Here is a 25,290-nt window from a genome sequence, read left to right as displayed (position 1 = left end):
TATTTATCTTCAAATCATGATGTCTCTGTTGTCATGTGGTATACCTCATACCTTATAAGGTGGTATACCGTATACATATATAGTAAATCATGGTAGGCTAGATGTAAATATAAAATTTAGAATATTTAAATTATTGAGAAGGAGGATGTAAATTGACTAGGAATTGGTTACATGAATTAATGGACGTTCTAGGTGAAAATAAGGTGGGGATAAGTGATGGGGATCGATTCCGCCATAGTAAAGATGAATCCTCCCACTCGCCTGTAGAGCCTGAAGTGGTTGTATTCCCAGAAGAGAAAGAGGATATTTTATTGGCGTTAAAGCTAGCCAATACATTCGATATTCCCATCACCCCTTTTGGATCAGGATCTGGTTTAGATGGACAAGCCATCCCGATTCGCAAAGGGATATCGATGAATTTCGAACGTATGGATCGTGTCATTTCGTTTGAACCCGAAGACTTGACCGTTACGGTTCAGCCTGGAATCACAAGACTAGATTTGAATAAGGTGATAAATCCCCATGGTCTATTTTTCCCCATTGACCCTGGAGCAAATGCAAGTATTGGCGGGATGGTCGCGACTAATGCCAGTGGCACGACTGCGGTCAGGTATGGCTCTATGAAAGATCAAGTGTTAAATTTAGAGGTTATTTTAGCAGATGGGAAAACGATCAAAACGGGAAGCAACGCTAAAAAGTCGTCTAGTGGATATCACTTGAATAGTTTATTCACAGGTTCAGAAGGTACACTGGGGATCATTTCAGAAATCACATTAAAATTGCATGGAATTCCTGAACACACCATTGCAGCCAGCTGCACATTTGATTCACCTAAAGCCTGCGTTGAGGCAGCCCATTCTGTCTTAATGAGCGGAGTGCCTGTCTTGAGAATGGAACTAGTTGATGCCAACAGCATGAAACAAGTCAATGAATATGGAGAGTATCATTTCCCTGTACAACATACCCTTTTCTTTGAATTTTCCGGTACTCATGTTTCAGCGAAAGACGACGCGAATATAGTCGGAAAGTTAATGGAAGAATGGGGATGTGAAAATTGGAAGCATGCAAGCGGGTCAATAGAGAGAGCCACTATTTGGCGTGCACGGCACGAATTAGCTTATGCCTTCAGACATATAAAGGGAATGGCCGTATCTGGCTCTGATGTGTGCGTCCCTATATCCAAACTTGCAGACCTGGTTGAATTCGCACGAGAAAGAATTGAAGCAAGTGGATTATTGGGAGGTATATTCGGTCACGTCGGGGACGGTAACTTTCATACGATTGTCGTATATGATCCAGAAAACTCCATGGAAAGGAAGCAGTCCGAGGCGATTAATAACGAACTAGTATTGAAAGCATTAGAACTAAAAGGGACTTGTACTGGTGAACATGGTGTAGGCATAGGGAAGATGAAGTATCAGGAAGCAGAACATGGCCATGCCGTCGATGTGATGAAATCGATCAAAGCATTACTAGACCCACACTCTCGATTTAACCCAGGGAAAATATTTGCCGGCAAAGGGGACTGAAGTCCTCTTTGCCGGTCTTAACCAGAGTATTATCTAGAGTGAACTCATGAAGCACATGGACGGTCCCCCTGCTTCTTTTAAGTAACAACAAAAATACCATTCTCAATAGTCCATGAGAATGGCATTATACTCTTTGTACGTGTTGTTCAATGATGAAAGTCATCTCTTCAAACGTATATTTATGATTCACAACATCCACAGTAAAATCTTGTTCTTCTTCGATTCCCATCGTCCATTTATAATGATTGATCTTCAGGAAAACAATGAGTGAAGCAAGCGCTGTTCGTTTATTGGCATTATGAAATGCATGGTTTTTTGCAATAGATTCAAATAGAGCCGCTGCCTTATCATAGATTTCAGGATAAGCATCACGACCAAAAGCTGATTGTTTTGGACGGTTAATGGCTGAATCAAGAAGGTGCGCATCTTTAACCCCCACTGGTTCATTTGGCGAATACAGACGAATTTGAATCGTGTTGATCGCAATCACCTGATTCGTTGTCAAATAAATAATTTGATTCATTATTTATCCACTAACCCTTTAAATGCCTGATCATGTTCCTTTATCACATCATTTAAAATGTCCATGAATTCAGCATCGACGCCTTTTGGAAGTGTTAGCTGCTCTTTTTTCCTCAACACAATTTTCCCTTCTACGACCTCAACCTGCACATCATCTCCCTGTGCTAAACCGACTTGCTTAAGTAAGTCAGTTGGAATCGTAATGCCAAAGCTATTACCTATCTTTGTAACTCTCCGTTCATATTGTTCCAATTACCTCACCTCTCATCATAACGTTATAACCATTATAACATACTAACGTTAGAAAGCCACGGGGACCGGGACAGTGATTCACGATAATGTCGTCCTTGTAGGGGGCAGGCACTATTTTACAGTAATTCATTCTTAAATACAGATGATTTATAATGAAGATAAATAAAATAAAGTTGGTGATGTAAATGGAACCTATAAGAATTGATCAAGATGATGTTAAAAAGGCAATTCAATCTGGGCATTCATACATCCAAGTCGGCAAACGAAAGTACTTATTAATGGAAGTAGAAGAAGTCAGTAAAGATGATCGTTACCAAGTGACAGATCCTGATGAGGAAAGACAGTTATTGAAGGCATTGGAGGAAGATAATCCGATTCTTTCAAAAGAAGAAATAAAGGAGATGTTGGAGTGAAGCTCATCTCTACCTAATCCGTAAAACACAACATGGAAAAAGAGACGTATCCCACTTTTGTCAAAGTGAGATACGTCCCTTTTTAGCTATTAAACAAGAAACTGTCGCATTTCTTCGTCTGTTAAATCTTTTGGCTGAACACCGCGTTCTTTGCAGTATTTGTCCAATGCCCTTATTTTCACTTTGGTGGATTCGGCGGGTCCTGGGAATGCAAATACCCCGTCAGGAAAAGCATGATCAAATTTCTCGATATCTTTATGCATTCTATCACTCCTGGTTATAGTATGCCCTCTCGACAGATCGTTTTCGTTTAATTGTCATTCTATTATACCATAACTCGTATTATCCACATGTTTCATTCCGTAAATCCCTCTAACACCTCACCCAACTCCCCCCACTAACCCTCTCCCTCCCAATCAATCCCCAATCCTCCACCACACCCACCATATCCATCATCACCGCGAACCCCTCATCCATCCCACTCAACAGCCCAGCCTCCTTACACCCCTCCCACAACTCCCGATAACTCACCAACACAAATCCATCCTCACGCATTTCCCGCTCCTCACGCAACAACCCCATCAACACCCCATATACCTTCAAGCTCTCCATCCGAACCTCCGCCTCATTCCCCTTCGCATACTCCGTCACCAACATCCCAATCCCTCCCCATTTATCATCACCTACCCAAGAGCCAACGGACCTGTCCCCCGCCTCACTCAAACCGAAGCAACAGAACCGTCCCCCTGCTTCATCCACCCACCACGAAACCGCCCAAACTCCTTCACAAACTCCAGCTTCACCGTCCCCACCGGCCCATTCCGGTTCTTCGCAATCTTCACTTCCACTTCCTGCCCGTTCTTCGAGTCCGGATAGTAGTAATCATCCCGGTACAGAAACAACACCACATCCGCATCCTGCTCGATATTCCCCGAGTCACGTAGATCCGACAGCCTCGGCCGCTTATCATCCCTGGACTCCACTCCCCTCGATAGCTGCGACAACAGGATAATCGGAATCCCAAACTCCTTCGCCATTCCCTTAAGCTGTTTCGTAATATGGCCAATCGCCAGATCATGCCGGTCAAACCGCTCCTTCACCGTGATCAGCTGCAGGTAATCAATCACCACGAGAAACGGCTCCGTCGGGTACTCCCGCTTCAGATTCATGATCCGCTGTCTGATCTCGGGCAACGTGATCATCCCGTTCTGCGACAGTTCGAGCTTCGCTTTATACACGGCGTTCATCGCCCCGTGCATCCTCGGCATCTCGTCCCTCGTCAAATACTTATAGGGATTCTGCCATTTCATCATGTTGATATCCGTGATACTTGAAAGAAGTCGCTGCATAATCTGCCTCGAACTCATCTCCAGGGAAAACACCATGCTCACGCCTTTCTCCCTCGTGCACTCCCAAGCAAGCTGGATGGCAAAAGCCGTCTTCCCCATGGATGGTCTCGCCGCCAAGATGATGAGCTCCCCTTCCTTCCACCCTCCCGTCAGCGCATTCAGGCTCTCGAATCCCGTCGAGACACCAGGAAGTCCGTCCCTCTCCACGTAAAGAGATTCATAGAGATCCATGATGATGTCGTCCTTCGTTTCTTCATCGATCGTCGCATTCGTGTGCATGTCGATGAGTGCTTTGTAGAGGCCCTGTGCGGATTCCGGGGTGTAGGCGTTCAGGAAGTGATGGGCCGAATTCTTGATGAGGCTCAGTTCGTAATACTTCAGGACAATCTGTTCATACTGCTCGATGTTCACTGTCGTCGGGCAGTAGTTGGCAAGAGCCAGGAGAAACTGAACCCCTCCGACATTCTCAATGTCATCGCCGAGCTCCTCCACCACCATGACCAGATTGATCTCAAGCCTCTTCTTCTGCAGCCCCTTCATCGCTTTAAAAATCAACCGGTTCTTCACCAGACTGAAATGCTTCTCCTCCAAGGTCAGTTCATCCAAGACACCAGGCTCCATAAGAACCGCTCCAATGATCATGCTTTCCGCTTCATGCAACTCCCGAAGCAGCTGCTCCTCAGCCCCATGGTGGTGCAGGTCGTGTCCACTCGTTTCGTCGTTCATCCTCAATTCGTATCGCTCCTTCTTTTTCCCACGCTTCCATGGTTTGTAGTATCGTCGATTCCTCCACCGGCTGTTCATACAGCTCAGAAATCGTAGGCATGTACGGGCTCACCTTGATATGGGCTTCGATCCGCCTCTTCACCCCGTCATACTCACAGTCCTTCAGGTGCCGGAACCAGATGATCGCCGTCTCACGACTGAGAAGCCGGTGAGGATACGCTCCTTTGATCATCTTCACCAGCTCCCTGAACTCACCCGACGTCATGCCTCCGTCACAATCTCCTCAAGCCCGTCCAAAAAGTCATCCATGTCCTGCATCGATTCCCGAGGAGTGATATACGCCTCAAGGGCCTTCTCCAAATACTTCGGACTGTTTATCGTCAGCTTCGGATTGATGCTCTCCTGCTTGTCAAACTGCTCATCCATAAACTTAATCAACTCATCCGTCGACAACTCGCTCAAGCTGATCCGCTCCATCGCCACGTGATCTATCGGCGTCAGCAGAAAGCCTTGTCCCCTCCTGCCAACGAAATGCCCGATCAGCGCCTGCAGCCTATTTACATCCATAGTGTCTCTAGTGGCAGTGGTGTTGATGTTGTTGTTCTCTAAGATCTCTTCTTTCTCTAAGTTCTTAAGTCTGTTTGCAGGTTCTCTCCGCACCTGTTTCACATCCTTTTCGCCGCACGAAGACCCTCCTGAACCAGCCCCATCATCAGGCTGGTCACCACCGGATTCCTCACGTTCCTCTTCCTTCTTAGACATCCCCATCCAACTCAAATACTCCCCACAGGCGAAATCCTTCGTCGGTCTCAGCGTAAACACATACCCATGCTCATACTTCTCCGCCTTCAGCCATCCATCTCTCTCCAACCGCTTAATCGAACGCTGAATCCGCGAATGCGAATACTCATCAATCTTCTTCCCATTATAGAACCACAGATCCTCCCGCAGCTTCCGGAGCGACCGCACATACTGCCTCTCCCCAAGCACCACACCCCCAACCTGAACCCCGTCTTTATGTGTCGCATTCAACAGAATCAACACATACAACCGAAGATCCTCCGGGTGATGAAACGTCTCCTTATCCAACATACCTGTCTCAAGCTTTCTCCATCCATTCATTCCAATCACTCCTCATTCATTTTGGTTTCACCCTTTATATAGGGAGATGGAAGTGAAAGGGACACCCTATGGAAAAATTTTTTATAAAAAAAACATTCGGGTGGGGTCCGAATGTTTTCTGGGAGATTAATAATATTATAATAATGGTACCTAGAGCATATTTAGGTATTTAACTATCCTAAGCTTGGTCAATCTTTAATTTATACTTCATAAAAAGCCCCTACGGATTATTGAATTGATTATCTGTAGGAAAAATGCGTCAATAAAGTAATCTGGTAGTGTGATTGATGTGATGTTGGTTTTGAATAAGTTTAATCCAAAATGGAAAATCGCTCTTTATTTTATATAAAAAAAGAATCCATTTTGAAAAAAATTGATCAAAATGAATTCCTTTTCGGGGGACTAAAGTTTAGTTATTATAAAATATTTTGATTATTGTCTACCTGTATCATATAACAAGAGACTCTGGATTAGGAAAATTAAATTCATCATAACGATAATTGTGTTCAATCATAAAACTGAATTTTCACATGATCATTCGACACTTCTCCATATCCAATATCTGCAAATACCTCTACTTTTCCATCAGAACCTACAAATGGTGAGACATCCCAAGTAATATTAGCATTACCATATCCATATTTAGGAGAAGCAGGTACGTATTTAACATAACCACTGTCAGTTATCGCATATAAAAAAAGTCGGTAATATTGATTCGAAGCTTCGGTAACTCTAATTTGTACGTTACCCCCACCTGATGTTATTGTTTGAGTTCTTTCAAAGTTATCAGTTTGAATATATATTGATTCTTTATAGCCGACAGGATCCCATGTCCCAGCACCGTAGTTTATATTTTCTGATGCCAACGAAGAAGAAGGGAGCATTAGGAATATAAAACTTGCTAAAATAAGACCTTTCATTACTCTAATTTTGGAATTAAAGACTTTATTCATATTTACAACCTCCATAAAATTCCTTAATATGTTATTAATAGGTAAATAATAAACACTCATACATGAGGGAAGTGGGAAATATAATGAAAAAAATATTTTGTATCTTACTTGTTGCTTGTGGTTTAGCAATATCAGGATGTAACAAAAGTGATATTGATATTGATGACACAAATGTTGTGACTGAAAGTCATGAATTTACTGGGAATATAAAGTTATTTGAAAAATTTTATTCTAATGTCAAAAACAGAAAAGAAGCTCATGTTGAAATCATTCATATTGGAAAAGATGGGACAGATATCAAATCTCAAGTAACTTATTCAAATAACATGATTAACATTTCTAGATCCGTTGTCGGAGGAGATTTCATTGAGAAGTACTCATGTAAGAATATAGATAAACGTACTAATTATAATCAAACAAATTATTATGTCAGTGATTGTAAGGGTGAAGCTGTTGAAGGACTGGATGAAATAGAGTTATTAGACGCCCATACAAATTAATAGGTAATTATCTTAAATAGCTGTCTTTATTCACGGGCAGCTTTTTGAAATTTGCCGACTATTTCTTTGTCAATTTTTTTTTCTTTAAGTTCCTTTACCTTTGTGTTTCCAGTCTCGGGAGCTACTATTCTATAAATGTTTTCTCTGTCATCATATGTGAGAGAAAATATATAGGTATTTCCGACTTCTAAATATTGGTCATTTTCTGTTAATTTTATATGTTTCTTTTCTTTATTGTCGTACCCTATGCGTTGAGATATTTGAATTTCTTGTCCAGGTTGTAATTTGCCTTTTACAATAGAATCTATCTCTACAGTATAGGGAGTGTAAACGCCTAGCCCATCTTCTTTTACAGAATTTTTCTCCAATACCTTCGCAACTGCTACATCCTCGGCAAAATCAACCACTTCATTTTCGTCGTATATATCCATTGCGAACTTAGCATGTGTTACCAATTCATCATTAGGTTTATAGAGATAAACATAAGATAAACCAGAGACTAAAAAAGAGGTTAAAGCTATGCCTATGACTTTTTTGTTTATTTTTTTCATACTATTTCCTCCTACCATCTGCTATTATAATCAGATTTGTCATGTGATTGGGGTGTAGCTACTTCCATTTTCTTTGCTGACATCAGAATCCCATTATATTTTGAATCACCATGATCTTTAATACCTAAAGCATGTCCAGCTTCGTGTGCAGCAACATGATTTTTGACAAAAGAACTTGCATTTTGCAATAAACGGTCATTAAATATTAATTTGTCAGCACCTGCAAGAGGAGTCCACCTTCCATAAATTCCTTCAGTTGTATATACATCATCATATGTTAAATCCTGTATAGTCGTAGCTGTATCCTTGGCAAAATCAATCCTTCCTACATTTTCCCAGACTGTATGAGAAGTACTCACATAACTAGAATACTTGGTAGTTCCCCCCCACCTAATTTCGCCTCCATCAACAGAATCAAATATTGATTGATGATCAGAACCTGTAGAGGCATTTGCTACCCCTAAACCTATCCAATATGAAGATCCTACAACTATTGCAAGTCCATAACTCAACAATTTCGATTTCTTAACCATATTATTTCCTCCCTATATTTTACTATTAAAAAATACCCAAACTACTCCTTTCTCTTTATATACTTTAATCTAATATATTTATAGTTATGAGTTCCTTTTTTGCTAAAAATGTTATGATTGCTCGATAATACTAAAAATATATTCTTTTAAGCATTATATATTTGGTTTTATTTAAAAATATATATTTGAATAAAGTATAAACAAGAAATCACCCCATTATATGAGAACATAATACATATTCAAGCTGTGAACGCTATATTAAAGTTGACAGTCCTTGCTTGATAGGATTTCACACTTTTGCTCTTTCAACCTATTATTTTTGTAAAGTAGTTAGAGAAACTACGAGGTTAGACACCCTTAAATTATACAGAAAAAGACTATCTTTGGTGTTGATGATGGTCCTTTTTTCCATTTAAAGATTATGCGATAATATTGCATATGTTATAACACGGTTCAATTGATTCACTCCAAATGATGACGGTAATAATCAGTGATCATCTTATTGATGAGTGGTCACCTCTTGCTTTCTTACTTGCATCATCAATGGTTACTCGATTTTTGATATGGCTTCTTTCCGCTATCTTATGCTCTTACTTTACATCATTGAAATAGTCGTCCATTACCACTTTAAGACTCATCTCACCTCTACTACATATCATATGTGTGGAAACCAGATGATCGCCGTATCACGACTGAGCAGCCGGTGAGGATAAGCCCCCCTTGATCATCTTCACCAGCTCCCTGAACTCCACGGACGTCATGCCTCCGTCACAATCTCCTCAAGCCCCTCCAAGAAGTCATCCATGTCCTGCATCGATTGCCGAGGAGTGATATACGCCTCAAGTGCCTTCTCCAAATACTTCGGACTGTTGATCGTCAGCTTGGGATTAATGCTCTCCTGCTTGTCAAACTGCTCATCCATGAATATAATCAGCTCATCCGTCGACAACTCGCTCAAACTGATCCGCTCCATCGCCACGTGATCCATCGGCGTCAACAGAAAGCCTTGCCCCCTCCTTCCGACGAAATGTCCGATCAGCGCCTGCAGCCTATTTACATCCTTAGCGTCTCTAGTGGCAGTGGTGTTGATGTTGTTGTTCTCTAAGATCTCTTCTTTCTCTAAGTTCTTAAGTCTGTTTGCAGGTTCTCTCCGCACCTGTTTCACAACCTTTTCACCGCACGAAGACCCTCCGGAACCAGCCCCATCATCAGGCTGGTCACCACCGGATTCCTCACGTCCCTCTTCCTTCTTAGACATCCCCATCCAACTCAAATACTCCCCACAGGCGAAATCCTTCGTCGGCCTTAGCGTAAACACATACCCATGCTCATACTTCTCCGCCTTCAACCACCCACACTTCTCCAACCGCTTAATCGAACGCTGAATCCGCGAATGTGAATACTCATCAATCTTCTTCCCATTATAGAACCACAGATCCTCCCGCAGCTTCCGGAGCGAACGCACATACTGCCTCTCCCCAAGCACCACACCGCCAACCTGAACCCCGCCTTGATACGTCGCATTCAACAAAACCAACACATACAACCGAAGATCCTCCGGGTGATGAAACGTCTCCTTATCCAACATACCTGTCTCAAGCTTTCTCCATCCATTCATTACAATCACTCCTATTTCGTTTTGGTTTCACCCTTTATATAGGGGGATGGGAGTGAAAGGGACACCCTATGGATCATTTTTTATAAAAAAAACATTCGGGTGGGGTCCGAATGTTTTAAAAAGGTATATGATTATAGACCAATTGAAGATTGGTCCTTCCTTCGTACTTTCATATGAATCCAGTTGTACATGTACATTAATGCTTAGAATCTTTCTAGAGTATACCGTTCCCATTAAGATCCATACAGGTCCATTGGAACCTAAGTAAAATCCACCTTTATTACATCTATTCCGTAATTAAGATATCCAATAGATAAATTCAAAATATAACTCTAAGAATAATTCATCCATACGCACCACAAATTTGGTATAATTTTACTAATAAACATTTATTTATTGTAAATAAGAGGGGGAGAAATAAATGAAGTTTATACATATTCTTAAAAATTTCATTTTGTCTATCGTGGGGATTCTACTCATTGGAGGTTTACCGGTTCTTGTATCGGGTGTAACTCAAGGAAAACTATTCTTCACTGAGTATTTAAATGAAATATATTCTATTATTTATGCTATCTTTCATCCTTCCGAACTGACTTACAAAGTGATTGGCGGACAGAAGGAACGGGATCTATTTCCTTACCTTTGGGACCCCATTCAATATTCACTTACTGTCTTATTCTCTTCTTTTTTCTTGTCATTACTGGTAGCAATCTCCATAACGATCATAACGATGCTATTTTCGGAGAATATAAGAAGGAGAATTAAGTTTACATTTTATCTCCTAGAAACATTACCTGATATTCTTATCATTTTATTCATTCAGATTTTAATCGTTTTATACTACAAACAGTCTGGATTAATCCTAGTAGGGATTGCTTCTACTTACGATGACAAAGTGTATTTACTACCTATTATTATTCTTGCATTGCTCCCGACAATTCAACTTTTTAGATTATCGATTATGACTTTTGAACAAGAAGAGTCGAAAGATTATGTACTACTTGCCAAATCAATTGGATTAAGCAAATTTTTTATTATGATTGTTCATATTTTTAGGAATGCTATAATCAGTGTTTTTTTTCAATCTAAGAAAACGATATGGTTTATGTTATCCAATTTATTTGTGATTGAATTATTGTTTAATATTCCCGGTATTACACGATTCCTAATGTCAACTTTACAGCCTAAACTATTTACATTAGCTCTATTGAGTATCTTTATTCCACTATTTTTCTTTTATAATTTAGGTGAAATCATATTATCTAAACAGTCCAACAAAGGGGAGGCTTTGTAATGAGACGTAACGTATGGAAAGATCCCCTATTTTTATCCGGATTTGTTTTTATTGCTTGTATCGTTTTAGCCAGTTTTGTTTACACCATGATATGGGGCAATGAGGTACGGAAACTCTACTTTATTTCAGAGAATGCCATGCCAATTGAATCTGCCCCTATTTCTCCAAAGTGGGCATATCCATTCGGTACAGACCCCCTCGGTCTGGACTTATTAGGGAAAATAATCATAGGTGGTAAGTACACGATTCTAACCGCAATCTTGATTGCCTTATTAAGGGTGATGATAGCTTTACCAATTGGGTTCATCATAGGTATCTATTTACAAAAATACAAGAAATCCATAAATGGATTAATTGATTCATTTCATTATATTCCGTTGTCCATTTTAGCGTATTTCTTACTTTTTCCAGTTCTATGGGAACCGTTTAATGGTTTTACCACAACGATTTTCCAAAGATTCTTAATCGAAATTCTAGTCCTCACTTTACTTATTGTGCCCATTATTTCTGCACTTCTTGGAAATGAAATCTCTTTAATTTATAAAGAAGAGTTCATACTTAGTGCTCAAATATTAGGAGCAAGCAAGTACAGGATTATTACCAAACATATATTCCCAATGATTAAAGAAAAACTGTTTATATTATTCGGACAGCAAGTGATGCAAACACTCATTATTTTCATTCACCTAGGGTTGTTAAAATTATTTGTCGGGGGCACCAATGTGGATTACTCAATCATGCCAGATCCACCAAAATCCATTACATATGAATGGTCCGGACTAATTGGAGACTCATTTAGGTATTTACAAGGCGCCCCATGGGTTCCATTAACTCCAATCCTATTCTTTGCAAGTACAATGTTTGCAGTAGCGCTTATGATAGAGGGATATGTACGTTCGACCTCTGGTTATTCCTATTACTTTAAAAAGGACCGAAAACGTCACACCCCCAAAGTAAGTAAACCAATAGGTCCGTTACAGAAACAAGATTTTAAACGTATACATTTATAGAACAAGAAACAAAAAAAGACCTAATGGGTCTTTTTTTGTTTGCTTATTGTTTAGATTAATGATAACTCCCTATTTTCTTCTGATGCATGAAGGTTCCAAAATTCATTCTTGTTTCTTATTAATTCTTCATACGTTCCTTTCTCAACAATTGTGTTATCTTTTAACACAATGATATAGTCCGCATTTCGTATACTCTCCAGCCTATGTGCTACTGTAATACGAGTCATTTTCTCGGTGTATCTTTGCATAATATTATGATTAACCATTCTTTCAGTTTTGGGATCAAGAGCTGACGTGGCTTCATCTAATAATAATAAATCTGGTTCTGATAATAAAGCTCTTGCTAATGCAATTCTTTGTTTTTGACCTCCCGAAAGGCGAACTCCATCTTCCCCCATCATTGTGCTATATCCTTCTTGTAAATTCTGTACAAAACTATCAACCTGAGCAATTTTGCAAACATTAATCAGTTTTTCTTCACAAATATTCTCTAATCCAAATACAATGTTTTCATAAATTGTACCTGAGAAAAAGTGACTATCCTGAAATACAATTGCCTTTTGTTGATTTACTAATCCTATAACCTCACCCATATCAGCCGCATATAAACCAGCAAGTATTTTCATCAAAGAACTTTTTCCACTTCCGCTTTCTCCTACAATTGCTGTTGTTTTTCCTTTTTCAAAACTGTGCGTTATGTTTCTGAGTACATTTTCCTTACCGTCATAAGAGAAAGTAACATCTCTTAGTGTGATGTCTTTCTGGATACCAGTTTGGATTAGTGACTGTTCAGGCGATCTTTCTACTAATCCCTTTTCTTCAGATAATATGTTTTTCGCCTCATTTAATCCGCCTAATGCAGATTGAATGTCATTATAGATTAATGAAATTTGATTTAACGGCCCAAATAGACTAGTTAAATAAGAAACACACGCTATCATAGTACCCAATGAAATCGTTTCCTTTAGAACAAGTCCCCCGCCAATCCAATACAACATACCTAGAATTACCCAGTGCATGACCATATTTATGCTCAAGGAAGTAGTTCTATAATGAGTTGCAAAAAGTTGTAAAGGGATAATTTCATTGAAAACATTTTTTAATCTTCTAGTATCCCAGTCATCTCGTCTAAAAACCTTAATTTCTTTTGTAGCCTTCAAACTTTCTCCAAGAAGTTTTGTCTGATTTCCTAAAGAATGTTGTACCTGAGTTGATGTATCTTTTATTTTTTTTGTGAATAAATAATTAATGACGAATGGAATTGGAAAGGTAATAAGAGCGAGCAAAGTGATTTTCCAACTCAAGTTAAATAGAATCACGGATGTTACAATAACTTGCAAGACGACTTGCACAAAGCTCGGAAATGTCCAGTTAAGTAGGTGAGATAACCAATTGATATCATTTTGAAATATTGAGACATATTCACCTGTATCCTTTTTCTCATAATTGATGTATTTCAGATTTCTTATTTTTTTGATTAGGTCCTCTTTGAAATTGGCGACCATGTTTTCAGCCAAAAATACAATAATATATTTTTTTATATATTCTAAAATCCCGCTGCTTAAAGCTAATAGGACAGTAAAAATCAATATCTTAGATAATAAATCAAAATTTCCCTTCCCAAAAACATCATCAATGATTATTTTGGTTAAGTAAGGAAAAAATGATTGTACTAGAACATGAGATATAATGAGAATGAGGACGACTGGAATAAGGAATTTTTTATTTACTCGAAGGTGCGTTATTAATTGCATTAAGGTCATTTAGACTCCTCCATTAGTAAAGGCTCTGTTTAAATAAAACAGAGCCTTTGATATATTATAATTGGCAGGTATATTTCATTTAATCAAGATAGTACAAGAACAATTTGTATTTTTAACTATTAATTAAATTAATGGCCACATTTAGTGTGGTAGAAAAGGTCACAGTCTAAACATTCAGCCCAACCGCCAATACACTTGGCTTGAGTCAATTCAATTGCATTACCGATTTTAATTAATGTAGGAGCAGTATACGTTTTTTTCATTATTATCACCTCATAGTTTATTTACCTGCCAAATTATAAACGAAAATAATATTACAACATGTGAGTTTTATTGCTAAGCCAAATTTCTAATGCTAAAACCCGCATTAAGCTTGAATGGTGTTTAAAATCTGAAACAAATCCACCATAATACCTTTTAAATTCTTCCATTACTAGTTGCTCATCTATATAACCCATACCCTTTAGAATAGGGCAGTGATAATATTCTTTTATTTGGTTCCACTCTTTCTTAAATCCATTAAGCATCACGGATAAATGTGATCCTTTACTATTTCTGGTCCTTACTTCTTCTGGAAGAATTCCCTTTAGTGAATTTCTAAGGATTACCTTACTTGTTCCAGGGTTTATCTTCATATGTATAGGAATACCTGCAAGAAACTCCATGACTCTTGCATCTCTAAACGGCATCCTTACATCAATTCCCCTCGATGAAGTAATGTACTGATTTGTCCATTCATGGCCGGAACGAAAAATCAAGAAATTATAATATTCAGAAATATCCTCGCGATTCCATTCGAAGTGATTATATGTTGACGAAAGTCGCTTAGTTAGCATAGTAGAGTCAAAACAAGTTTTATTAATCCAAGGTGCTATGAACTCTTCAGATCTTGGTTTTGACTTGAACATAAAGTGGAAAATCAACTCCCAAAGAGGAAATTCTCCTCTCCACCTCATCATATCTTTAAATAATGGAATGATTCTCCCTTGCTTAAGTAATCCTGATAAATAGAAAAGATTGGCATATAATACTTCATCACCATACATTCCATTTAGAGAAACTTTAATATTATCTTCTACCATTTGATTTGGAATCTTGGTAGCAAAACTCTTATTAAAAAAGGGATATGGTTCATCATAGGAGGCTATCAAATTAATGTCACCTTTGAAATACCATTCTTCATCTGCATTCAAAAAAGAATGGGAGCTTGGGTATTTATCGATTACAGCCTCAATATATTCGCTTTCATCTTCGCTAGCGTTTTCCTTAAATAAATATGAATAGGTCTTCATATTTTCATTTCCGAGCATAGATGCTATCGAATAGATCGATGATGAGTCCAGTCCACCACTCAAAGATACACCAACGGGACCACTGCTTCGAAGATGGTTATGAATTGTGGTGGTTAATAACTCAAGAAATTGCTCATTCAGTTCCTTTTCATCAATCTGATGAAAAACCTTAGGAGTAAATTGATAATAATCGTGAATCTCGATTTGATCATTTTCGTAGAGAAGTAGACTACCTGCTTTTAATCTATTAATTTCATAATAAGCAGTTTCTTGTTCAGCATGGGGATTATCTAACAAAAAGCTCTGAATGTATTTTGAGTTTATTCTTTGAGGGACTTCCTTCAATCGAAATAATTGTTTTATTTCAGATGACCATACAATACTGTTTCCCCTAATATAGTAGAATAGATTCTTGTTTCCCATCCTGTCTCTTGCTAGAATGAGTTTTTTCTTATCCGAATCCCATATTGAAAAAGCAAAATCTCCTTGAATCTTTTCTACAAATCGGTTTCCAAATGCCATGTATGCCTTAACAAGTAAGAATGAATCAGAAACCTCAGGCTCATTTCTTAACCCAAGAACTTCACATATTTCATCTCTGTAGTCAATTCTTCCGTCTAAAGCAACGAAATAATCGGTTCCTTGAAGGCGATGATGGATGGATCTATATCTCGAATCAGGAGTGGTATCAGAATGACTTTGGCCAAAGGCGATTCCACCCGATTCTGTTTTACTATCTACAAAGTCATTGCCCCTATACGAGACTACTTTCAGCATATCTTGAATATGTGTTCTACTTTCTGGTTGATCGCGATTAATAAAACCAGCGACAGTTCCCATATGTTCCTCCTGATTAAATAGTGTATAAAATATTATGTGTATCCTTTACATCCTGTGTATCGTTTATGACCTTACCGTCTTTTTCTAACCACGCATGTGCCATAAAGTCTTTCTTAGCAACTCCTACGCATAGATAAATAGATGGTTCATTTTTGCAAAGCAATTGATACCCAACCAATGATTTATGTAAACAAAGAGCTCTCTTTTTAAGGAAATGCCGGCTACAAGTTCGATCAATTTGAGTACATTTTAAATATAGAGATTCAATATTTTCACTATTTTTTTGCGATTTAGAATTCAACTTCTTCTCTTTCATTAATTCACAGGTTTCTCTTAGTCCTCTTTTTTTCAACAAATGATCGATATAATAAAGTCGAAAAAAAACTTGAATTTTAAGTCCTAACATATGGATCGACCCTCACTAGCCCAGCATTACTTAAGGATTGTATAAATTCATCAATATCTTTATGTGCTTGGGGCTTTGTAACATCAAAATGTTTCAAAACAACATCGATCACTTGCTCTACAGTATAATTTTCACTAAAATGATCCCAGTAAATAGCAGCCGTTGTATCCAAACTAAAATACGTTTCACTGTTCATATCCAATATTATAAAATTGTTATCACCTTTAGATGCGTAGATATTCTCTTTAATAATAATTCTGGATTGCAGATCAATCATATACAACCTTCCTTTCATTTCGTATCGTAGCAATTTTTTTATATTCACCTATCAAGTCTTTTAAAACATCAATATCATGAATCATATTCCTTTTTTCAATAATCTTATCTTCATTGATAATTATTACTTGCGGAACTACACGAATGAGATATTTCTCATAGACCATTTTATTATTATACGTTTTCACATAATTAGGCATCTGACTTAATAGTTGATTTGTCTCTCTATTTTCATTTTCATTAAAGATAATAAAATCTAACTCATATTCCCCTGCAATTTTACTAAGTTGAGGGAGAATTCCTTTGCATATTGGACAATTAGAGTCAATAAAGAATAAACATGTATGATTTTCTTTATTTAATATTGAATACAATTCAAAGCCTTCATTTTTAACGTTGGGCAATTTGTCCTTCGTTCTTAGTTCAAAAAAATTGGGCATTCTTGAAATAATCCTGGTAATCAGCTTTGATTGCCAGATAATAAAAATAGATTGAACAGTAAGGATACAGATTACTAAGATTTCGAATTCACTTAAAACAAACGTATTCAATTTGTGCCCTCCTATATTTTGTACCACGAATGTACGATAGCAATTTTATCGTTAAGAATTCCTATCAGCAGCGCAATGTTTATTCCTAATACCAAAGAGAATACTATTTCATTCATTTTCATTGAGTAAGAAATGCTGTCTGCATGGATACTAAGAACACCAATAATGGTAATCAGTAAGACATTACGTGCAATTGTCAACCTGCTTATACCACCTTTTTCCACCAATCCACCACAGCCACATGAAATCTCAGTATTTTTCTTTAAAATGTTTATTCCTATTGCTGCACTATAGATAAGTAATAGCACCATAGCCAGCACCATCCCGACGGCTCGATCAATATTAAACATGAAAGATATGACAATCATTACTTCAGCTAAAAGCAGGAGCCAATATAATACAGGAGTTAACTTTCTGGGTAAAATTTTATATTGTGTAATTTGCACTTGAGATTTTTTATAATGAATTATTTTGCTAAACGATGTGGTTAGAAATATGATTCCAATTGAGTAAATTAAACTATTAAAAATAAAATCCAATCTATTCCCCCCTCGACAAACATGTAAAATCTACTACTGTTTTTACAATTTATTCTATATTTGTATGTTAACATACAAATGTCGACAGAAATTATTCTTTTAGGAATATTCTTACTTTTTTGTATTTTAATTCTATTCCATCCCTAGAAGAAACCATATGTATTGAGGAAGCGAAACGTCACTCATACTGATATAAGCATCACACCGTCTATTCCCCGTGATACTCACAGTTCTTCAGGTGATGGAAACAAAACTTTGCCCTATCATGAGTGAGCAGTCGCTGAGGATAAGCCCCCTTGATCACCTTCACCAGCTCCCTGAACTCACCCGACGTCATGCCTCCGTCACAATCTCCTCAAGCCCGCCCAAGAAGTCATCCATGTCCTGCATCGATTCCCTAGGAGTGATATACGCCTCAAGGGCCTTCTCCAAATACTTCGGACTGTTGATCGTCAGCTTCGGATTGATGCTCTCCTGCTTGTCAAACTGCTCATCCATAAACCGAATCAGCTCATCCGTCGACAACTCGCTCAAGCTGATTCGCTCCATCGCCACGTGATCCATCGGCGTCAACAGAAAGCCTTGTCCCCTCCTGCCAACAAAATGGCCGATCAACGCCTGCAGCCTATTTACATCCTTAGTGTCTCTAGTGGCAGTGGTGTTGATGTTGTTGTTCTCTAAGATCTCTTCTTTCTCTAAGTTCTTAAGTCTGTTTGCAGGTTCTCTCCGCACCTGTTTCACATCCTTTTCGCCGCACGAAGACCCTCCGGAACCAGCCCCATCATCAGGCTGGTCACCACCGGATTCCTCACGTCCCTCTTCCTTCTTAGACATCCCCATCCAACTCAAATACTCCCCACAAGCGAAATCCTTAGTCGGTCTCAGCGTAAACACATACCCATGCTCATACTTCTCCGCCTTCAGCCATCCATCCCTCTCCAACCGCTTAATCGAACGCTGAATCCGCGAATGAGAATACTCATCAATCTTCTTCCCATTATAGAACCACAGATCCTCCCGCAGCTTCCGGAGCGAACGCACATACTGCCTCTCCCCAAGCACCACACCGCCAACCTGAACCCCGCCTTGATACGTCGCATTCAACAGAACCAGCACATACAACCGAAGATCCTCCGGGTGATGAAACGTCTCCTTATCCAACATACCTGTCTCCAACTTTCTCCATCCATTCATTACAATCACTCCTCATTCATTTTGGTTTCACCCTTTATATAGGGAGATGGGAGTGAAAGGGACACCCTATGGATAAATTTTTTTATAAAAAAACATTCGGGTGGGAGCCGAATGTTTTATGGATTAACAATGGTTTTTAACGGTTCCGGCTACAGGTAAATTAAGGTTTCACCGTGCTGCAGAGTGGCCATATACACTCAGTCTGAAAATTATCCTTATTATGCAAAATTACCCTAAATCTGGTTTAATAGAATGGTGTTAAAAAATTTATTCCTAAGGAGTACTATATTATGGAAAAGATTCTTGAAATGAAATTTGACTTAAATACTATTGATCATTTGGGAGTTAAGTTATATAGCTCATTCCCTCCTGTAATTGCTGAATTAGTCTCAAATTCATACGATGCTGATGCAAGAAAGGTTAAAGTAATAATTAACAATGATAATAAGGAAGTTCAAGTCATAGACGACGGGAATGGAATGAGCTTCGAAGAAATTAATAATAACTTTTTAATTATAGGAAGAAATAGGAGAATTGATGAAAATAATGATCTCTCCCCTAGGTTTCGAAGACCTGTAACTGGTAAAAAAGGACTCGGAAAATTAGCTGTTTTTGGGATAGCTGAAGAAATTGAAATCACCTCAATAAAAGATTGCATAAAAAATAAATTCATTATGAACTACAATGATATTAAAGAAAGTCAATCTGATAATGGGAGTTATAGGCCACGAATTATAACATTTAATGAAGAAACTACTGAACCACCGGGTACTCAATTTATTATTAGAAATATTACTAAAAATAATATTACTGATATAGAAACATTAGCTGAAAGTCTTTCTGGAAAATTTAATTTTTTTGATGATAACTTTGTTACTACTCTAACAAGAATAGAAGACTCTACAGATGAGGATGAGAACTCAGAAGATGAACTTACCAATCAAACTATTACAGTTACGAACGAACTGTATCATAATAGATTGAATAAGGAATTTTCTTGGGAATTCCCAGAAGATTTTAGAGAATTAATTGAGAATAATATAAGATTGAAGTTTCTAAACGATATGGGAGTTACAGGTCATATTTTCACTAATAAAACACCACTTCCAAAAAAACATACCGGTTTTATACTGTATGCAAGAAGAAAGTTAGTACAAGACAAGAGTTTTTTTGATGAAAGATCCAATGATCGCTTCCATTCTTATGTATCTGGCTATTTCCATGTAGACTTTGTAGATAATGATAACTTACAAGATTTTGTTTCTACTGACCGAAGATCTTTGTTATGGGATCAAAATGAAAACCTTTCTATACTTAAAGACGGCTTAGATGAACTTGTACGAAAAATTAATTATAAGTGGAGAGAAAATAGAAAGATTGAGCAAGAAACAAAAATTAATGAGGTCATAGGTGATGGTTTTTATAATGAAGTTAGTCCTGCAGATAAATTAATCCTCCAAAGATTTCAAAAACAACTGACTTCAAATGTAGAATATGATGAGAGTGCAGTTGAAAAAGTTGCGGAATTAATGACTTCATTAAAAAAACAGCTTCATTTCGAGTATTTTAAGAATTATGTCTCTAAAATAGCTGATGATGAGATTACTCTAGAAGAAATCGAGGAAATTAGTCAGGATTGGGAGCAAATAGAAATATATGAAATGTCTAAGATTGCTATGGGTAGAATTGAAACTATTAATAGATTTGAACATTTTATAAATAATAATGCTTCGGAGACAAAGGAAATACAACCTTTTCTAGAAAGGTTTCCTTGGATTCTTGACCCAAGAATGACAAAATTCGACAGAGAAGTGACTTTTTCTAGAATACTAAAAGCAAAATTTCCTGATCAAGAATTAGAAGAAAGAAACAGAAGAATAGACTTTATTTGCTCTCATGTTAATGGAACAGTTCATATTATTGAATTAAAGAGACCTAACATTAAATTATCCAGTAAAGAAATAAACCAAGCAATTGATTACCAAAATTTCTCAACTAAAACAAGGACAGAAATTACGGACATCAAAACATTTTTAGTGTCTGACAATATTGAGATGAACTCAACTGATGAGATAATCTATAACGCTCTTAATTTACAGGGTAAACTTACAATTAGAACATATACTGATATGCTTCAAGAAGCAAGACATTATCATAAACAGTTCCTGGATGCTATCGAGCAAATTAGTGCTGCAAAAGAAGAATAAACAAAACAAAAATCAACCCTTAGTTCAAAAGGGTTGATTTTATTTTTTCAGCAATTTTCCGAGCCATCAACGGTGGAACAGCATTACCAATCTGTTTAAATGCCGATGTCCTGGACGTTTCGAAATAATAATCATCAGGGAATGACTGTATTCGTGCAGCCTCTCTAACTGAAATAGACCTATTTTGTTCAATATCAGGATGAATATAATAGTGACCATCTTTAGCTATATGAGCTACTACGGTATTTGATATACCCTCATATGGTATTACATTAAATCTATCCAAGAATGTATTAGTATTTTTATGCGTTATTAATCTCTCGGGCAGCTCATTATACCTAACTTTTCTTCTCTCTCTATTCCAGATATCAACACAATATCTGTATATTTCTAAATCCAATTCTCTATGAGGTCTTGCAATATGTTGAGTCAGAACATCCCAGTCCACTGGTTTTATTCGTGTTTTTCCCAGAAAGTCATTCGCCGACTCTTTATAACCATTCCCAGGTTTTTTTTCTTCTCCAGCTTTAATAGAAGGGAGATCCTGAAATAAATCACGTATAGTGTAGTTTGCTTCAGGCGCTGTAAATTCAGGATATGTAAACTCTATCCCCTTTTTCCAACCAATAATAATAATTCTTCTTCTTTGTTGAACTACCCCAAAATCATTAGAGTTTAGAATCCTATAGTCCATATCATACCCTGCAGAGTCCATCTCGTTTTGAATAGATTTAAATATTTCACCGTTACCTGCAGATAATAAGCCAATAACATTTTCAAAGACAAAATAAGAAGGTTGGTATCTTCTTAAAAAGTCTATGTATTGTCTATACAAATAATTTCTAGGGTCATCTTTCATTCCATGTGGATCTCGGGATCTTCCTGCAACTGAATAGGCTTGGCATGGTGGCCCCCCTATTATTAGATCTATATGTTGATCACCAACTATCTCATCAATTTGCTTAAAGATTTGCGGGTTTGTTTTATCTGAAACTTCTTTATTAATGACCCTATCGAGAATGTAGTCTGGAACATGGTTGTACAGTTCATCTCTATCTATTTCTTTCCTTAAATATTGTTTATATATATCGATTTTATTTGTTTCTTTCAGATAATAGTATGCCTCTCTGGTCTTTAATGTGGTAGACGCATGTATATCCATTTCAACATGAGCCAATACATTAAACCCTTCCTGACGGAAGCCCTCAGAGAGCCCCCCGGCACCTGCAAATAGGTCTATTACGTTCATTAACTTTCACCTCTATGAAATTATACCAGGTTAATAATATTTTTAATACCAAATAAATTAAACTAATCCGCATTGTATAATAAGTAAATATTCTATGCTCGCTCTTTTTCTGACGGAAATTTAATTCGTGTCAAATATAGTACCACCAACCATTTGCTAAAATGAATCGAAAAAAGATGACCCCTGTACAATACAGAGATCATCTTCCTTCGCTTTAACATTATTATTTCAGTTCTCTCTAGACCTAAATTAGGAAAACTTTCTAAATGTTATCAAAGGTAAGCTGCTTACCTTCACTTTTCAACTTACGTTTTTTCATATTCCCCTTTAACACTTCTTTAACTGTCCCTTGCCATTTAGGTTCAACAGAAGCATAAGGAACCCCTGCAAATGATTTTAAGACAGCTTCAACAATTACCTTCGCGCCTAATGGTGGGACGGCCATCCCAATTTGTTTGCGAACAGATTCCTTGCCGCCTATAAATTCAAATTCATCTGGAAATGTTTGCAGTCTGGCTCGTTCTCTATTTGTCAAAGCTCTGTTTTCTTCATAATGATACATATGAGTACCACCGCCGCCTGATCCTGTTACTGTATAAGCAGGATAATCTGGATGTAACCGTTTATAAATGTTACTTAATCTAGCGCCTTTTACATTTAACCTAAGATGTGGGGGGATTTTCTCATACCAAGCATTTTTACCTTTTGGTATGTGAGATAACATTTCAACCACTTTATCTTGGTGCTTTGTAAATTCATGATTTAGAGCAGTTTTGACATCTATTTTAGGATCTTCTAAAGCCTGTTTTGAAGTAATCCAACTAGAAGGGTTCTCATGGGTCGGCTTCGGTATATTATATTTAACATCCAAGTCCTTGCGTATACCAACTATAATTATTCTATGCCTTGCCTGCGGTACACCGTACTCTTCAAATTTATATAAATGTGGCGTTAATTCGTACCCATGTTCCCCTGCGTTTTCTAGATCTTCTAATATTTTCAAGAAAGCGCCTCCTTCGTTTGCGCTTTCTAGTCCACTTACATTTTCTGCAAGGAACCACTTCGGATTAAATCGGTTCAATACTTTTACACCATAAGTGTAGAGTGGACCGAACTCACCAAAGAAACCCTTCTTTTCCCCGACACTACTGTAATCATTACAAGGAAATCCGAATGAAAAAGCATCAATTTCTTCTAAGTCATTAATATTCAACTTCCTTACATCTTCATGAATAACTGAATCAGGATTACTTGGGCAGATGTTATGGCGAAAAGTCTTACATGTATCTTCATCGAAATCATTCGCCCATACATGTTTTACAGAAAACTCCTCACCTGCACTGTTATAAATTTCAGGAATACTGGCTCCATATGAAAGCCCGCCCGGCCCACAGAACAATTCTCCTTTTTTAAACTGCATTTTATAAAACTCCCTACAGGATAATAATTTTGAATCAATAATACTTTATTATACCATTTTAATTTGGTTAATGTAATTAGAACAATAACTTCTAAATCTTTCTCTCGTCATTTTCTAATTTAATATACAGTAATAATTTGTTAATATCTTACTATAGGAATTATTGGGAGGGTAAGTATGTACTTAACTACAAATCTAATTAATGAAATATTTGAAAAACCTTATGTTGAGAGACTAAGCAGAAAGCTAAATATATTAACAGGCTATGCTTCTTCATCATTTTTACATCATATTCTAGAACGATATCCCGAAATAGAAATTAACTTAATTATAGGAATGGCTAAAAAGGATGGGATCAATCTCTGGGATCATCAAGAATATCAAATACTTACTAAAGAGAGAGAAAATGTTAATGTTTTTTATTATAATGCATATCCGTCTATTCATTCAAAGGTATACCACTGGCTTTCTGAAGATTCCCTTTTTAATGAAGGGTCGGATACTTTTGTAGGATCTGCAAATTTTTCATGGAATGGGTTCAGAGATCAAATAGAATTATTAGTTCCTGCTCATTATGACAGTATAATTGATGTCTTTAAAATAGATCATCTACTAAAATGTACTGATTCTTTAGTTGAGAGTGAAATAAAGCTTCATAGCATCTTTCTCCCCAATAGAGATCATCTATCTCAAAACGAATTTGTTAAAGAATCAGTCATTGTAGGTAAAGACTTCATTGATTTACCTCTGTTTATAGAAAAAGAAAAGAAAATACACCAAAAATCCGGTTTAAATTGGGGACAAAGGACAGGAAGAGAACCTAATCAGGCATATATCCCTGTACCTACTTCATTCAACAAAAGACACCCTAGATTTTTCCCTCCTTTAAAAGAGGAATTTACTATGTTAACAGATGATAGGCAAAGTTTCATTTGTGTGATGGCACAGGAGAATCGAAAAGCAATTGAATCTTCCAGAAATAACAGTTTAATAGGCAAATACTTTAGAGAGCGATTGGGATTATATTTGGGAGCCAAAGTCGAGCTAGGTGACCTAGAAAAATACGGGAGAAAATATGTAAGAGTACATAAATTAGACAACGAGACTTTTTATATGGATTTTTCTAAAAAAATGCCTTCTTACTCCTAATAAACTTCAAAAAAGACACCAATGCTTGGTAG

Annotated in this window: 27 protein-coding genes; 7 read left to right on the top strand and 20 right to left on the bottom strand. The window is 37.3% G+C overall.

The genetic code is table 11. The features are described from left to right. The first annotated feature begins 152 nt into the window (after window positions 1–152). The gene (locus JI667_RS14800; RefSeq protein ID WP_244668336.1) at window positions 153–1,529 is read left to right on the top strand and encodes an FAD-binding oxidoreductase; all 1,377 of its coding nucleotides are present in this window, start codon (window positions 153–155) and stop codon (window positions 1,527–1,529) included. Between the two features lie 124 nt (window positions 1,530–1,653). On the opposite strand, the gene JI667_RS14795 is transcribed toward JI667_RS14800, so the two are convergent. Together JI667_RS14795 and JI667_RS14790 are read right to left on the bottom strand one after the other, a co-directional pair. Beyond that, window positions 1,654–2,052, bottom strand: a complete 399-nt coding sequence (locus JI667_RS14795) for a type II toxin-antitoxin system death-on-curing family toxin (protein WP_206856337.1) — start codon at window positions 2,050–2,052, stop codon at window positions 1,654–1,656. Beyond that, entirely contained in the window at window positions 2,052–2,303 is a 252-nt protein-coding gene (locus JI667_RS14790; RefSeq protein ID WP_206856334.1) for an AbrB/MazE/SpoVT family DNA-binding domain-containing protein, read from the bottom strand. The genes JI667_RS14795 and JI667_RS14790 overlap by 1 nt, the downstream gene beginning before the upstream one ends. Window positions 2,304–2,488: 185 nt before the next feature. On the opposite strand from JI667_RS14790, the gene JI667_RS14785 reads away from it, so the two are divergent. Beyond that, window positions 2,489–2,716 carry a hypothetical protein gene (locus JI667_RS14785; RefSeq protein WP_206856309.1) on the top strand — a complete coding sequence of 76 codons (228 nt, stop codon included), beginning with the start codon at window positions 2,489–2,491 and terminating at the stop codon, window positions 2,714–2,716. A gap of 89 nt (window positions 2,717–2,805) precedes the next feature. On the opposite strand, the gene JI667_RS14780 is transcribed toward JI667_RS14785, so the two are convergent. The 6 genes from JI667_RS14780 to JI667_RS14755 all read right to left on the bottom strand — a co-directional run bounded on the left by JI667_RS14780 (window position 2,806) and on the right by JI667_RS14755 (window position 6,866). Then, complete coding sequence (locus JI667_RS14780; protein ID WP_244668335.1) at window positions 2,806–2,979, bottom strand: hypothetical protein; 174 nt, start codon at window positions 2,977–2,979, stop codon at window positions 2,806–2,808. 109 nt (window positions 2,980–3,088) lie between these two features. Next, window positions 3,089–3,373, bottom strand: a complete 285-nt coding sequence (locus JI667_RS14775) for a hypothetical protein (protein ID WP_206856307.1) — start codon at window positions 3,371–3,373, stop codon at window positions 3,089–3,091. 62 nt (window positions 3,374–3,435) lie between these two features. Next, a complete protein-coding gene (locus tag JI667_RS14770) occupies window positions 3,436–4,791 on the bottom strand; it encodes a replicative DNA helicase (RefSeq protein ID WP_244668346.1) in 1,356 nt (451 codons plus the stop codon). Beyond that, the gene (locus JI667_RS14765) at window positions 4,745–5,056 is read right to left on the bottom strand and encodes a hypothetical protein (RefSeq protein WP_206856304.1); all 312 of its coding nucleotides are present in this window, start codon (window positions 5,054–5,056) and stop codon (window positions 4,745–4,747) included. The genes JI667_RS14770 and JI667_RS14765 overlap by 47 nt, the downstream gene beginning before the upstream one ends. Then, window positions 5,053–5,913 (bottom strand): hypothetical protein, encoded by an 861-nt coding sequence (locus JI667_RS14760; RefSeq protein ID WP_206856303.1) that lies wholly within the window; start codon window positions 5,911–5,913, stop codon window positions 5,053–5,055. Before JI667_RS14760 ends, JI667_RS14765 begins: the two co-directional genes overlap by 4 nt. A 506-nt stretch (window positions 5,914–6,419) precedes the next feature. After that, a complete protein-coding gene (locus tag JI667_RS14755) occupies window positions 6,420–6,866 on the bottom strand; it encodes a hypothetical protein (RefSeq protein WP_206856289.1) in 447 nt (148 codons plus the stop codon). Window positions 6,867–6,949: 83 nt separating this feature from the next. Between JI667_RS14755 and JI667_RS14750 the strand changes: the two genes are divergently transcribed. Continuing rightward, complete coding sequence (locus JI667_RS14750; RefSeq protein WP_206856286.1) at window positions 6,950–7,366, top strand: DUF4362 domain-containing protein; 417 nt, start codon at window positions 6,950–6,952, stop codon at window positions 7,364–7,366. A gap of 26 nt (window positions 7,367–7,392) precedes the next feature. Here the strand turns inward: JI667_RS14750 and JI667_RS14745 are convergent, their stop codons facing one another. From JI667_RS14745 to JI667_RS14735, 3 genes are all read right to left on the bottom strand, one after another. Continuing rightward, entirely contained in the window at window positions 7,393–7,917 is a 525-nt protein-coding gene (locus tag JI667_RS14745; protein WP_206856283.1) for a hypothetical protein, read from the bottom strand. An 11-nt stretch (window positions 7,918–7,928) separates the two neighbouring features. Then, window positions 7,929–8,450 (bottom strand): hypothetical protein, encoded by a 522-nt coding sequence (locus tag JI667_RS14740; protein WP_206856278.1) that lies wholly within the window; start codon window positions 8,448–8,450, stop codon window positions 7,929–7,931. A 757-nt stretch (window positions 8,451–9,207) separates the two neighbouring features. Continuing rightward, on the bottom strand, window positions 9,208–10,068 hold the full coding sequence (locus tag JI667_RS14735; RefSeq protein ID WP_206856276.1) for a hypothetical protein: 861 nt from the start codon (window positions 10,066–10,068) through the stop codon (window positions 9,208–9,210). A 421-nt stretch (window positions 10,069–10,489) separates the two neighbouring features. Between JI667_RS14735 and JI667_RS14730 the strand changes: the two genes are divergently transcribed. Continuing rightward, a complete protein-coding gene (locus tag JI667_RS14730) occupies window positions 10,490–11,362 on the top strand; it encodes an ABC transporter permease subunit (RefSeq protein WP_206856273.1) in 873 nt (290 codons plus the stop codon). After that, window positions 11,362–12,372: an ABC transporter permease gene (locus JI667_RS14725; protein ID WP_206856270.1), complete on the top strand. Its 1,011-nt coding sequence runs from the start codon at window positions 11,362–11,364 to the stop codon at window positions 12,370–12,372. Before JI667_RS14730 ends, JI667_RS14725 begins: the two co-directional genes overlap by 1 nt. A 50-nt stretch (window positions 12,373–12,422) precedes the next feature. Here the strand turns inward: JI667_RS14725 and JI667_RS14720 are convergent, their stop codons facing one another. The 7 genes from JI667_RS14720 to JI667_RS14690 form a co-directional block, all read right to left on the bottom strand. Beyond that, window positions 12,423–14,135, bottom strand: a complete 1,713-nt coding sequence (locus JI667_RS14720) for an ABC transporter ATP-binding protein (protein ID WP_206856266.1) — start codon at window positions 14,133–14,135, stop codon at window positions 12,423–12,425. Window positions 14,136–14,449: 314 nt separating this feature from the next. Next, complete coding sequence (locus JI667_RS14715; RefSeq protein ID WP_206856252.1) at window positions 14,450–16,267, bottom strand: asparagine synthetase B family protein; 1,818 nt, start codon at window positions 16,265–16,267, stop codon at window positions 14,450–14,452. Between the two features lie 13 nt (window positions 16,268–16,280). After that, window positions 16,281–16,673 (bottom strand): lasso peptide biosynthesis B2 protein, encoded by a 393-nt coding sequence (locus JI667_RS14710; RefSeq protein WP_206856250.1) that lies wholly within the window; start codon window positions 16,671–16,673, stop codon window positions 16,281–16,283. Next, a complete protein-coding gene (locus tag JI667_RS14705) occupies window positions 16,660–16,950 on the bottom strand; it encodes a PqqD family protein (protein WP_206856238.1) in 291 nt (96 codons plus the stop codon). The genes JI667_RS14710 and JI667_RS14705 overlap by 14 nt, the downstream gene beginning before the upstream one ends. Then, window positions 16,943–17,500, bottom strand: a complete 558-nt coding sequence (locus JI667_RS14700; protein WP_206856234.1) for a hypothetical protein — start codon at window positions 17,498–17,500, stop codon at window positions 16,943–16,945. Before JI667_RS14700 ends, JI667_RS14705 begins: the two co-directional genes overlap by 8 nt. Window positions 17,501–17,511: 11 nt before the next feature. Further along, complete coding sequence (locus tag JI667_RS14695) at window positions 17,512–18,039, bottom strand: MauE/DoxX family redox-associated membrane protein (RefSeq protein WP_206856231.1); 528 nt, start codon at window positions 18,037–18,039, stop codon at window positions 17,512–17,514. Between the two features lie 333 nt (window positions 18,040–18,372). Continuing rightward, a complete protein-coding gene (locus JI667_RS14690) occupies window positions 18,373–19,233 on the bottom strand; it encodes a hypothetical protein (protein WP_206856227.1) in 861 nt (286 codons plus the stop codon). Between the two features lie 290 nt (window positions 19,234–19,523). Here JI667_RS14690 and JI667_RS14685 point away from each other — a divergent pair, with 290 nt between their 5' ends. Then, the gene (locus JI667_RS14685; RefSeq protein ID WP_206856224.1) at window positions 19,524–21,440 is read left to right on the top strand and encodes an ATP-binding protein; all 1,917 of its coding nucleotides are present in this window, start codon (window positions 19,524–19,526) and stop codon (window positions 21,438–21,440) included. A gap of 19 nt (window positions 21,441–21,459) precedes the next feature. Here JI667_RS14685 and JI667_RS14680 read toward each other — a convergent pair whose 3' ends face one another. Together JI667_RS14680 and JI667_RS14675 are read right to left on the bottom strand one after the other, a co-directional pair. Further along, on the bottom strand, window positions 21,460–22,689 hold the full coding sequence (locus JI667_RS14680) for a DNA cytosine methyltransferase (protein WP_206856209.1): 1,230 nt from the start codon (window positions 22,687–22,689) through the stop codon (window positions 21,460–21,462). A gap of 262 nt (window positions 22,690–22,951) precedes the next feature. Beyond that, window positions 22,952–24,109 carry a DNA cytosine methyltransferase gene (locus JI667_RS14675; RefSeq protein ID WP_206856206.1) on the bottom strand — a complete coding sequence of 386 codons (1,158 nt, stop codon included), beginning with the start codon at window positions 24,107–24,109 and terminating at the stop codon, window positions 22,952–22,954. A 177-nt stretch (window positions 24,110–24,286) separates the two neighbouring features. On the opposite strand from JI667_RS14675, the gene JI667_RS14670 reads away from it, so the two are divergent. Continuing rightward, window positions 24,287–25,258: a restriction endonuclease PLD domain-containing protein gene (locus tag JI667_RS14670; protein WP_206856204.1), complete on the top strand. Its 972-nt coding sequence runs from the start codon at window positions 24,287–24,289 to the stop codon at window positions 25,256–25,258. Window positions 25,259–25,290: the final 32 nt, after the last annotated feature.

It is taken from the genome of Bacillus sp. NTK074B, assembly GCF_017303375.1.
GTDB lineage: Bacteria > Bacillota > Bacilli > Bacillales > Bacillaceae_B > Rossellomorea.
Note: the sequence above shows the minus strand (reverse complement) of the source record. Positions and strands in the feature narration are given on the sequence as shown.